Genomic DNA, 11993 nt, shown 5'->3' with positions numbered 1-11993 from the left:
GTTTGGGCAGTCCCTGTGGCCCATCATTCTGGGGGCGTGTCTTACCGGCATCGGCGGCGCACTGTTCTCTCCATCGATTGAAGCGCTACTGGCTAAAGCGGGTACGTACAGCGAGTTAAACGGAAAGCGCAGCCGCGCTGAGTGGTTTGCACTTTTCGCCGTGTGCGGCGAACTCGGTGCCGTGTTGGGCCCAGTTGCCGGCGCGCTGCTGACCGAGCTCGGCTTCCGCCAGGTGGCGTTTGCTGGGGCGGGGGTGTTCGTCGTCGCTTTGTTGGTGCTGTACTTCTGCCTTCCTGCCGCTCATCACAGCGCGCGGGCGCTAAAAATATTGCCCTGGTGGACGACATTCCGTCAGCCGCGTTTCGTCGCCTTTATCACCGCTTACAGTTCGTGGCTTTTAAGCTACAACCAGCTTTATCTGGCGCTACCGGTTGAGATTCAGCGTTCGGGCGGCAGCGAAAAAGATCTCGGCCCACTTTTTATGCTGGCTTCCGTTCTGATCATTGCTCTCCAGCTTCCGCTGGCACGTTTCGCACGGCGAGTGGGAGCGATCAAAATCTTACCGGTGGGTTTTTTGCTGCTGTCTGCCGCTTTTGGGAGTGTGGCCATGTTCGCCGCGACACCGCCGCTAGCAGGCTGGCTGCGGTTAATACCTTCGGCATGTCTGGTCACACTTTTAACGTTGGGGCAGATGTTGCTGGTGCCATCGGCTAAAGATCTGATCCCGCGATTCGCCGATGAGTCGACGCTTGGCGCGCACTATGGTGCGTTAGCCACCGCCGGGGGCTTTGCGGTGCTGGCCGGTAATTTGTTGCTTGGCCCGTTGCTGGATGAGGCGCTGGTGCCTTCAACGCAGGCCATCTATCCCTGGCTGCTGTTGGCACTGTTTCCCTTGTGCAGCGCTGCGGCTATGACCGTGATTTGTCGTCCACTGCAAGATGCATCGAACGCGAAAGCCTAAATAGGATGATGTGGCCTCATCCACAAAGTTTAAGGTATATCATTTGGTTTCTTCATGATGATGTTTAGGTAAGAGACTTATTGATTGAACAAAAAAATAAGAACGGGACCAGGTTAGGAAGTTATTTTTGAAAAAAACATTAATTCTCTCGCGATAGCACCCTCGATTAACAAGCCAAATAGTTACTTATCTAATTTCTTATAAAGCCTTACCATTGCAGAAAATATGGCCATTTATAAAAAAAGGTCTAGCAATTCTTAAACGCTCATTGCTATGATAATGATTATTTTGTAATTCATGGAATACCCGATTACACTACTACAAGCTTTATATTTTGTTGCGCACCTTGAATGTCACGATTCAACCATATGATTTCATTATGAAATTACAAGGTTCCACCACTTTTACTCGTTCGTTTGACTACCGTTTTAATTCATTTTGTTACATTTTATTTTTTGATAGCGGTAAGTCCGATATGAAAGCACGTATTTTAGGCTGGGAAAAATCCACTAGGGAAGAGTATGGTTATGCATACACTCTTTTCGGCGGGAGTGTGTGTACGCATCCCGATGTGGTTGACTTTTTGAGTAAGCGTCTTGCTCCCCCTGATTTTTATGTTTACAAACGGAAAGGTGATATTATAGCTGCTGCTTTTTCACTAAATAATGAGCTTTCTCTTAAGAATAATAATTACCCTATTTTTTTTGATGATATCATCATCCCATTTAAGAAGGGTAGTGGGAAAATCTTAATGCCATTTAAGACAAAACAGCTATCTCATCACCATAAAGGGGATTTCTCCAATTGTATTCATTGGCAGAAATTAAAAAGGAAAACCTGTGTAGTCAAGGATGACTTTTCTAAGAAAACCCATAGAAAAAGACGAGCCGAATATGAATGCTTCATTAATAACGGAGGGGAATGTTTATCTATTGATAAATTTTCTGACAAGGCGTTAACAGAGATTTATATTTCTTTATTTAAAAAAAGATGGGGTAAAAAACTAGAATGTTATTCAGAGGAAATTCTATTAGACGTCTTTAGTGAGTTACGCCATCTGGTGTTTGGCCATGTACTGTTGATTAACGGGGTGCCCTGCGCATATGACCTTGTATTTAAGGCCGAATGCAGAGAGTGGATTTTTTTTGACTGCCATAATGGCGGTGTTGATCAAGCCTTTGCCCAGTATAGTGTGGGGAGTCTTCTCATGTATAAAAATATAGAGTTGGCGAAAAAGATAGGTAAAGAGAAAAATATTAAGACAATCTACTCGTTAGGCATGGAAGATCCACGATGGGAGTATAAAAAGCAATGGTGCAACGTGTTAACTTTAGGCAGATCCTTGATGCTTTGAAATAATGATCATCTCATTATTGATTTTAATGAAAATAAAAAATCAAGACCTGGCGACACTATTCAATAATAACTGCCGCCAGTTTCTTTATATAACATTAATATTATCGCTGAGTAAATTCATCTCTATAAAACTTTCAATATCCTCTTTTGCCTGTAATAACGCAGCTGAAGAGGGCAAAGTAAACAAATGTTCGCTGTAGCCAAATAGCATTGCATCCAGTTGTCGTGCTGTACGGTGTACATCGACTCGCTGAAAAACGCCCTCCTCTATACCGGAGTCAATGATATAAGTTAATACCTTGTGCCATTCATCTAAAAAGAATTGCATCTGTTCGGCATAAGCTCCGTTGTGGGTGGAAAGTAACCATAACGAGCCATATAGTTTTCTGGTAGGGTCAGGTTCTTCTGAGATCATGCCATGAATGAACTCTTGAAGTTTCTGAATAGCAGGTAGCGGTGTGATGATAGTGCGAAACTCTGCCAATTCGCTGCGCATGAAATTAGCAACGGCTTCGATGCTCAACGATTGCCAATCTTTAAAGTAATGGTAAATATGGCTTCTGGAGACACCAATATGCTCAGTAAGCTCACGCGTAGTGACGTTTTCGATGCCCTTTTCGATAAATAGCTCGACGACACCATTCAATATTTTTTCTCTCATGAGCTCTGATTTAGCTTTCATTTAACCTCTCCCATTGACTTTGAGCAAGCGCTCAAATAGCATGCACTCATGTGTTGAGCGGTTGCTCAATTTTTAATTTTAACAGAAAAAAACGTCATGAGCAGTCATAATATCGCAGCCCAAAAGCCAGTCGGAAGTGCAAGCAATACATTGAAATTACTGGCAAAAAGAAACAAGAGAAAGCTGTTCTTCACCTTTTTTCTGGTTGTTGCCGAAAACCTGACCTATCTTCTGTACCCGATTTTGGCTGGTATTGCCATCAATGCCATCATGGCCGGGCAGACGCTGAATGCTGTGCTTTACGGATTGATGATCTTATTTATCTGGTGTCTGGGAGCTGCACGTAGAAGCGTGGACACCCGCACTTTTGCCAAGATTTATGCTGCTCTGGCGGTTTCTGTTGTTATGGCGCAACGCAGAAATAATCTTAACCACTCTACCGTTGCAGCCCGGGTGACACTGTCCAGAGAATTTGTCGATTTCTTTGAGTTGCACTTACCTACGCTCATTACATCACTTTCCTCGATGATAGGTGCAGCGGTAATGTTGTTGATCATCGAATTCTGGGCAGGGATTTCATGTTTGGCCATCTTGGTATTCCTGGCTTGTTTTCTGTCCGGATTTACCAGGAAAAATGAGGTGCTTTATAACAAACTGAACAATCGCCTTGAAAAAGAGGTCGACTTTGTTAACAAAGCTTCAACGTTATCTTTGAACCGGCATTATTCAACGCTTGCCAAGCTGCGCATAAGACTTTCTGATCGTGAAGCGTTGGGGTATTTGTCGGTCGGTGGTCTTGTCGCCATGCTGTTTAGCCTGACGATTATATGGATGTCCAATTCAGTGAACATCAATGCCGGTCATATTTATTCGGTAATGACTTACTTATGGATGTTTGCCACAAGCCTGGATGATGGACCTCGATTGCTGGAGAAGTATTCCGAACTCAAGGATATTGGTAGACGTGTCAATACAGAATCAGAGTAAGTTGGACAATGAGCTCCCCCTTATTATTACATGATGCTTTTGACGTATGGAACTGTGTATATAAGGCGGGAAAGTGAACCGTAGTTTGATTCAACATACTATAGCATTTTATGCTTTGCAGTCACATTAATCCATAACCACTTTATAATTAATTTGGATGGTGTTATATGTCCCGTTTTTTTATTGAACGCCCCGTCTTTGCTTGGGTTATCGCACTATTTATTATACTTGGTGGCGTTCTTGCTATCCCCCAGTTACCGGTAGCCCAATATCCCGCTGTCGCACCACCCAGTGTGACAATATCTGTTACCTATCCTGGGGCAACACCGGATACCATGAATACATCCGTGATATCACTGCTTGAGCGTGAAATCTCTGGGGTAGATAACCTGCTTTATTTTGAGTCGTCCAGCGATACATCGGGTGTCGCTTCAATAACAATGACGTTTAAACCTGGTACTGATATCAAACTTGCTCAGGTAGACGTTCAGAACCAAATCAAGATGGTAGAGGCGCGCCTTCCACAAGTTGTGCGGCAGAATGGAATAAACGTGGAGTCAGCCAACTCTGGCTTTCTGATGTTGATTGGTTTGAAATCACCTTCAGGCCAGTATCAAGAGGCTGACTTAAGTGATTATTTTGCTCGTCATATCACTGATGAACTGCGCCGTGTACCAGGTGTAGGTAAAGTTCAGCTTTTCGGCGCAGAAAAGGCAATGCGTGTCTGGTTGGACCCGATAAAAATGTTTAGCTACAAGCTATCGGTTAATGATGTCATTACCGCGATTAGCCGACAGAATCTACAGGTTTCACCCGGTAGGATTGGTGATGCTCCAGCAGCTGTTGGGCAAAAAGTAACTTACCCTATTACTGTGAGCGGACAGCTTTCTTCTGTCGAAGAGTTTCGCAATATCACCCTTAAAGCGAATGTCAGCGGCGGTCGTTTAAAACTGGCTGATATTGCTCGCGTAGAGCAGGGCTTGCAAAGTTATGCATTTGAAACGCGTGAAAATGGCCAACCAGCAACCTCTGCTGCCATCAAACTATCACCGGGCGCTAACGCCATCAGTACGGCTGCCGGCGTCCATGCGCGACTTAAAGAACTTTCAAGCACGTTGCCACAAGGGATGGCATTTTCAGTCCCTTTTGATACCGCCCCATTTGTCAAATTATCCGTACAGAAAGTCATCCAAACGTTCATTGAAGCAATGGTTTTGGTGTTCCTCGTTATGCTGCTTTTTTTGCATAAACTCCGTTGCACGCTTATTCCGGCTATCGTGGCACCGGTTGCATTGTTGGGCACGTTCACCGTTATGCTGTTCAGTGGTTTTTCCATCAATGTACTGACCATGTTTGGCATGGTGTTGGCAATCGGCATCATTGTAGATGATGCTATCGTAGTTGTGGAAAATGTCGAACGTCTGATAGAGGAGAAAGGGCTTCCTCCCAAGCAGGCGACACACCAAGCCATGGAAGAAATTACTCCCGCCATTGTCGGTATTACTCTGGTCTTGACCGCAGTATTTATCCCTATGGGATTCGCCAGCGGTTCGGTGGGAGTCATTTACAAACAGTTTACGCTTTCTATGGCCGTATCTATTTTGTTCTCCGCGTTTTTGGCGTTGACGTTGACTCCTGCTTTATGTGCATCTCTGCTGAAAGCACATGAACCAAAAGAGAATCAATCGGGTCGCTTTTCACGCTGGTTTAATCGCAGATTTAATGCGTTAACCATTCGTTATGAAACGGGGTTGATATATATACTGAAACGTGGGGGGCGAGTAATGTTACTTTATGTTGCCCTCTGCGGCCTGCTTTTTATAGGGCTGAAAAAGCTTCCCTCTTCGTTTTTGCCTGAGGAAGATCAGGGCTATTTTATGTCATCAATCCAGCTTCCTTCCGACGCAACCATGGAGCGTACTCGTGAAGTTGTGAAACACTACGAGGCGGCGATAGCAACCCGTAGTGCCATCGAGAATAATGTCTCTATCCTTGGCTTTGGTTTTTCCGGCTCGGGCCAAAATACGGCGATGACATTTACAACACTAAAAGACTGGCCATATAGAAATGGGGCAACGGCTCAGGATGAGGCTCATTTTGCTGAAGCCGCAATGAAGAATATTGATGATGGTAAGACAACCAGTCAATTGCCACCGGCTATTTCTGATATGGGAACCTCCTCAGAGTTTATGCTGTACATAGAAGATCGCAGTGGAAAAGGTTATAACGCATTGAAAAAGGCAACAGATCAGCTTCTTGTGCTCGCTAATCAAAGTACGGTTTTGGGAGGGGTAGCTATTGATGGCTTACCTGAAGGTGTAAGTCTTTCATTAAAGGTCGATAGAGAGAAGGCCGAAACTTTCGGTGTGTCATTTAATGAAATTAGCGAAGCGCTCTCTGCGGCTTCTGGATCTTACTATGTCAATGATTACACTGATAACGGCCGTGTTCAGCAGGTCATTATTCAGGCTGACATCGCTTACCGGATGCAACTCGCAGACTTACTCAAAATCTCTATCAAAAATAGAATCGGAGAGATGGTGCCTCTTTCAACATTCGTGTCTTCATCATGGACTTTGTCACCGCAGCAATTGAATCGCTATCAAGGGTATCCAGCACTCAGAGTGACAGGTAGTGCCGCTAATGGGCATTCTAGTGGAACTGCTATGGCAGAGATGGAGAGACTGGCAAGAGATCTCCCCGAAGGCTTTAAAGCTGAATGGGCCGGTAGTTCGCTCCAGGAAAAAGAGTCAGCTTCACAACTTCCGTTGCTTATTTTGCTCTCTATTCTTGTTGTATTCATGGTGCTGGCAGCCCTTTATGAAAGTTGGGCAACCCCTTTTGCCGTGATGTTGGTTGTGCCGTTGGGGCTTATCGGTGCGGTTTGCGCAGTCTTCATTGCTGACATGTCAAATGATGTGTTTTTTAGAGTCGGAATGATAACGATCATCGGGCTTTCTACTAAAAACGCCATTTTGATTATTGAGTTCGCCAGACAATTACGAATGCAAGGTATGGATATTTTTTCCGCAATATTGCTGGCATCGCGGCAGCGATTGCGACCCATTATGATGACTTCACTCGCCTTTACGCTCGGTGTTGTACCGTTAATACTCGCTACCGGCGCCAGTGATAAGACCCAGCACTCCATCGGCACTGGCGTTTTCGGCGGTATGATAAGTGGAACATTATTAGCCATATTCTTTGTTCCTGTCTTCTATCTATTCGTCATGCGTATGCTGGAAAAAACAAAGCTATAAGTTACCATAGCAAGGGGAGGAATGCCCTTTGCCAGCAATACGCATTACGATTCAGGACAGGAATGGAGGCATTTCTAACATCGTGGAATTGCTAGCAAGCTGAGCACTATACTTTGAAGGAAAAAAACCGGCCTGAGCCGGTTTAGGAGCGCTTGTCGTTTTTATACCGGCCGCTCTGCGGCCGGGGTAATGCCCTGGTGTTGCTGTATATCTTTCAATGTCACTATAGGCGGTGCAACGATTGAGCGTCCAATGGGTTCGGCAGATCAATAAAGGGCGATTGATCGGCCCGGCCGATCGACCCGCTCATCGTCACACCGTACCGCACTTCGGCAGCCAGTCCGCTTCACACTCTTCACTCAACACCACATTGGTTTGCATTCCCTGCTTGGTACGGCGTTTCAATAGCGTATGCTCATACTCTTTCAGCGTCTGCGGCACCGCCAGCCCAAACGCCGTCAGGTTCATCACATGCTGATAGCCCCGTGCGGCCATAAACGACAGGTAGGCGTGGTACAGATAGCGGCGCGGGTTCGGCGGGGTGATGTTGGCATTGCCTATCATCATCCCTTCTGCGGTGCTGAGCACCGTCAGGTAACCGCAAAAATCAACCAGCGGGTCGGCCTGTCGTTTGATGGCCAGCGCCTCGTCCGAGCTTTGCTGCGCCTGGAGCAATGTGCGGGCCTCGTTCGGGTTGGCGAAGCGCTGCATCAGGTGGCGCACAATGACTGACAGCTCATTAGTAATTTTGTCCAACAGCTGCGGGTCTCGCTCGGCCAGCGGTATCGCGTCCGGGAAGGTGATAATCACTCGACGCCGGGAGACACCGCCGCTGCGGTCGCTGAACTGCATCGGGTTGTTGTTCACCGCCAGTATCACCGCCGGGATGTAGGCGGCGTAGGCATCGCGGTATTTGGGATCGATGGCGACCGCATCGCCGCCGGTGATGGCCTTGATACCGGCGCCGTCACCGCTCCATTTCTCCTGGTCGGGCAGAATTATCAGCGAGTAGCCGACCACGCTGGCCCGCTCGCGCGCCGACTCCAGGTTGTCGATGGTGGCGGAGGTGGTGTTATCACTACCTGCCAGCAGCCGGGCGATGGCCGCCATCACGCTCTTGCCGCTGCCGCCGGGGCCGGTCACTTCGAGGAACAGTTGCCAGTCGTAGCGGTTGGCCAGCACCATAAAGAGCGCCGCGAGGATACGTTCTTGCTTTTCGTGGTTGCCCCCGGCGACCCGTGTCAGCCAGTGCCAGAAGTGTGGTGCATGGTCGGCCAGGTTCTCCCCGGCACGCGGCGGCGTGTAGTCCACGCTGTTGACGGTGCGCAGCCAGTGCTCTTGCCGGTGAGCACCGAACTGCCCGCTGACCGTATCAAACACCCCGTTACGAAAGCCTATCAACCGGCGGGCCGGGTCGCCCATCTGCGGCACCATCAGCTTGAGGGTGTCCAAAATGCTGTTGATACCGGCGGCGGAGAACGGTGCGCGCACCTTCTGGAACAACGCGGCAATCTCCCGGCTCAGTTGCCGGTGTGGCAGCACCTGCCAGGCACCGCGCGTATAGCGGCACAGCTCTTCCCCCACCGGCGGCACCGCCAGGGTGTTACCGTAGTGCTCGGCCAGCAGCTCTGCTTTCTCGCTGGCGCTCATGGCTTTCAAATCGGCATCGCTCAGCGTGTCAAACGGGCTGGGCTGCGGCGGCTGGCTGAATGCCCTGAGCTGCGCGCGCGTGGCCTCAATCCCCTGATTACAGTAGACGTCGTTCCAGTCGCCTTCCGTGGGCGGCAGCGCCGGAACACCGCCGGTGCGTGTGGCCGCCTCGGCGGCGCGGGTCTGCCCGGTGCCGTTTCGGTCATTATCGGCCGCCAGCAGCAGCCGTGCGTCCGGGTAGTGGCTGCGCAGTTGCTCTGCCACCGCCGCCAGGTTGTTGGCGCTGAGCGCCACACACACCGTCTCACCGGTCAGGCGATGCACGGTGAGACCGGTGGCATAGCCTTCGGTGAGCCAGATAACCGCATTGTCCGGGCCACTCAAGATGTGGCAGGCGGCTTTCACCTGCCCGCCTGCCAGCATGCGTTTATCACCGTTGGCGTTAATCAACTGCACGTTGACCACTTCTCCCCCGGCATTGTGCAGCGGCAACAGCAGGTCGCCGGGCCGGAAGGTGATACCGCCGACGCGCAGCGACTGGCCGTGAAGGGTCAGGGTTTCTGCCTCCGACCAGCCTTTGGCGCTCAGGTAGGCATTGCCGCTTTTGCACTGAGCGGCAGCCACCAGAGTATGTGCCTGCCTGGCGGCCTTGCGCTGAGCCTCGGCCTTGTCTTGCCCGCCGACCGTCTGTAAGGCATGGCCGGCCTCAGCGGCCGGTGGCAAAGCGCTGGCGTTTTCACCCATCACGGCAGCCACCTGTTCGGCGGCGGCCCTGGCAGACAGCGACAGGGCCTTTTCCACCAGGTTGAGGCCGTCACCGGCCCCGCACTGATTGCAGAACCAGGTGCCGCGTCCATCTTGGTTGTCGAAACGGAAGCGGTCTTTGCCGCCGCAGGTTGGACACGGCTGCGGCTTGCCGTTCGGCTGCAAGGTAATGCCGAGAGCCGGGAATATCACCGGCCACTGGCCGGTGGCGGTGCGTACGGTCTGGGAAACGAAGTGGGCGCTCATCCTTTCTCTCCTCAGTGTACGGTCGCGTTCTGTGCCGCCGACAGGCGCTCGCAACACAGTTCGTCCATCATCTTTTGCCCCAGCGCGGTCAGGCGCGGCGCGGCCACCAGAACGTCCGGCTGCACCATATCACTCAACATGGTGCACGCCATGTCCATGCCGTCTTCTGCGCCGTACTGACGCACAAAGTGCCCTTCCAGACGCAGGGCAATCGTCATCTGCAGCTCGTCCAGCGTGTACCCGAGGCTCACCCGGTAAAAGGCGCAGGTATCCAGATAGGCTTGTGCCACGGCGCGGCGGAAAACGGCGGTGCGGACTTCAATCGGTAAACAGGATGAGGTATTCATGCGGCGGTGGCCTCCATGCGGGCAAGGATTTGGGATTCACAGGTGTTGACGACGTGGCCGAGCTGGTCGGTCAGCAAGGCAATAACCGAGGCAAACGACGCCTGTTGCGTGGCATCGGGGCGCTGCCCGCCGAGGTCGAGGGTATCCAGCAGGTCGAGGAACAGCACGCCGGTGGCGTGCGCATGCTGGAGACGCAGAAAATCGGCGTGCGGAATAGGGTAATGGGTGTCACGGTAGTAACGGTCGGCCAGGGTGTTCATGCTGCCGCCTTAACCGGCAGACGACCGGCAAAGGACAACACGTAATCACGGGCCAGCACGCGGCGGGCATTGCGTTCGCTATCCGCCACGGTGCGCACCATACGGGGCGAAGCCGTCAGCGCAGAACGGCGTACGGCCGCGAACAGAAAGCAGAATGTCGGGTGAGTCGGGGTGAGGGTCGTAGCCATGGTGGCAGCCTCCAATAAGTATTGGTTATTGCTACCACCGAAGTTCCTACACTTATGGGTGGTAGCCCAGACGGGGGTAGGAATACCGGCCTTATTGGAAACCGGCCAGCCCGAAGGCTGCCCCGCCTGAGCCACCATTGATTGACTGCTGCGATAGCATAACATCCACCGCGCAAAAAATGAGCGCACTAAGGCCACGACATAAAAAAACACGCCTGGCGCGTGTTGTGTCGCCAATAAGTAACACGGGTTCCTACGCCCGGCTGCCGATTTTGCGACAGCAGGAGGACTATAGCGCAGAGCCGGACAGGGGGGCAAGCCGTAAGACGCCCCCGGACGTTCAATCGATCGCATTGTGATCAACCACTTCGTCAGCACAGATACGACGCAACTCTGCCTGCCGGTTCGTCAGGCAAATCACACCGTGTTTTTCACTGCGATGTTCAGGCAAGACGATATCCGGGTGCTTGCGTTGCAACAAGATGGCTTCGGCCACAAACAAGGCGTCGTTGCCGCTCAGGGTAAAACAGTGTCGACCGAGGGTTAACTGCATCACTCAGCGCTCCTCTGGTGACGGTTGGCGATACGTTCGTCCATCCACTGCTCGACCTCGGAGGCCAGCCAGGCGACATTTTTACCGCCGAGGGAAACTTGTACCGGAAACTGCTTGCGGCTCATCATCTCGTACATGGTGGAGCGAGACAGACCAGTGGTGTAGAGCACTTCCGGCAGGCGGATAAAGCGCTCGCGTGGGGTGTCGCCGTTCTGAAGCACCGACGACGGGGTGGATGGGGTGGGGTTGGAAACGATCAACATAAAACGCTACCTCTTTGTGTCCGGCCAGCACTGGCCGGGACTGTGTGAACTTCGGTAGCGCCCTATTATGTGAATATTTATCGGGGTGGCAACAAGGCGTTGTTGTGTGGTGGGACAGCTTTTATGCCTATTTTTCAACCAAATGGGCATATAGGTTAATATTGACCTTTATTGGCAAACCTTGGCAAACCCAAAGAAATGAACGAGCCATGAATAGCCGTTTATTAATAGGCAGAAACAGGCGTACAGGCACAACCACAGGCTAGCCAGAGAAAAGGCCCTTTTTACCCGAGTGAACAGCAGTGAACACCGGGTGATGAGTGCAGAAGTGACTCATCATAGCTTTATCAATTGATTTAACTGTATTTTTATTTAAGTGAACAGTAGTGAATAGTTTAAATAAGAACTAAAATCGCAAAGGTGATTTTGCAATCAATATCTGAGGCAGCCACATAACAAAAACGCAGACAGGAAG

General features: G+C 50.6%; 11 protein-coding genes. 4 read left to right on the top strand and 7 right to left on the bottom strand.

Annotated elements, in window-relative coordinates; all coding sequences use genetic code 11:
- Both C9411_RS24195 and C9411_RS24190 read left to right on the top strand, forming a co-directional pair.
- Positions 1-961: MFS transporter (locus tag C9411_RS24195; RefSeq protein ID WP_107228081.1), on the top strand; the 961-nt coding region annotated here is incomplete at its 5' end.
- A 379-nt stretch (positions 962-1340) separates the two neighbouring features.
- A complete protein-coding gene (locus tag C9411_RS24190) occupies positions 1341-2315 on the top strand; it encodes a transcriptional regulator (protein ID WP_146158895.1) in 975 nt (324 codons plus the stop codon).
- Positions 2316-2402: 87 nt separating this feature from the next.
- Here the strand turns inward: C9411_RS24190 and C9411_RS24185 are convergent, their stop codons facing one another.
- Complete coding sequence (locus C9411_RS24185; RefSeq protein WP_107228079.1) at positions 2403-2999, bottom strand: TetR/AcrR family transcriptional regulator; 597 nt, start codon at positions 2997-2999, stop codon at positions 2403-2405.
- A 96-nt stretch (positions 3000-3095) separates the two neighbouring features.
- Here C9411_RS24185 and C9411_RS24180 point away from each other — a divergent pair, with 96 nt between their 5' ends.
- Positions 3096-3986, top strand: coding sequence for an ABC transporter six-transmembrane domain-containing protein (locus C9411_RS24180; protein ID WP_107228078.1), 891 nt, complete (start codon positions 3096-3098; stop codon positions 3984-3986).
- Positions 3987-4153: 167 nt separating this feature from the next.
- Positions 4154-7246 carry a multidrug efflux RND transporter permease subunit gene (locus C9411_RS24175; protein WP_107228077.1) on the top strand — a complete coding sequence of 1031 codons (3093 nt, stop codon included), beginning with the start codon at positions 4154-4156 and terminating at the stop codon, positions 7244-7246.
- Positions 7247-7558: 312 nt separating this feature from the next.
- On the opposite strand, the gene C9411_RS24170 is transcribed toward C9411_RS24175, so the two are convergent.
- From C9411_RS24170 to C9411_RS24145, 6 genes are read right to left on the bottom strand one after another with little or no spacing between them, the layout of a single operon-like run.
- Entirely contained in the window at positions 7559-9907 is a 2349-nt protein-coding gene (locus C9411_RS24170; protein WP_107228076.1) for a primase-helicase zinc-binding domain-containing protein, read from the bottom strand.
- An 11-nt stretch (positions 9908-9918) separates the two neighbouring features.
- Positions 9919-10254, bottom strand: a complete 336-nt coding sequence (locus tag C9411_RS24165; RefSeq protein ID WP_033631431.1) for a DUF5375 family protein — start codon at positions 10252-10254, stop codon at positions 9919-9921.
- A complete protein-coding gene (locus C9411_RS24160; protein WP_043146645.1) occupies positions 10251-10514 on the bottom strand; it encodes a hypothetical protein in 264 nt (87 codons plus the stop codon). The genes C9411_RS24165 and C9411_RS24160 overlap by 4 nt, the downstream gene beginning before the upstream one ends.
- A complete protein-coding gene (locus C9411_RS24155; protein WP_107228075.1) occupies positions 10511-11056 on the bottom strand; it encodes a host cell division inhibitor Icd-like protein in 546 nt (181 codons plus the stop codon). Before C9411_RS24155 ends, C9411_RS24160 begins: the two co-directional genes overlap by 4 nt.
- Positions 11043-11255, bottom strand: a complete 213-nt coding sequence (locus C9411_RS24150) for a hypothetical protein (RefSeq protein ID WP_196239171.1) — start codon at positions 11253-11255, stop codon at positions 11043-11045. The genes C9411_RS24155 and C9411_RS24150 overlap by 14 nt, the downstream gene beginning before the upstream one ends.
- The gene (locus C9411_RS24145; protein ID WP_107228074.1) at positions 11255-11518 is read right to left on the bottom strand and encodes an AlpA family transcriptional regulator; all 264 of its coding nucleotides are present in this window, start codon (positions 11516-11518) and stop codon (positions 11255-11257) included. Before C9411_RS24145 ends, C9411_RS24150 begins: the two co-directional genes overlap by 1 nt.
- Between the last annotated feature and the right edge of the window lie 475 nt (positions 11519-11993).

It is taken from the genome of Serratia sp. Nf2, from assembly GCF_003028435.1.
GTDB lineage: Bacteria > Pseudomonadota > Gammaproteobacteria > Enterobacterales > Enterobacteriaceae > Serratia > Serratia marcescens_L.
The sequence above is the reverse complement of the archived record's forward strand: the minus strand, read 5'-3'. Positions and strand labels throughout refer to the sequence as shown.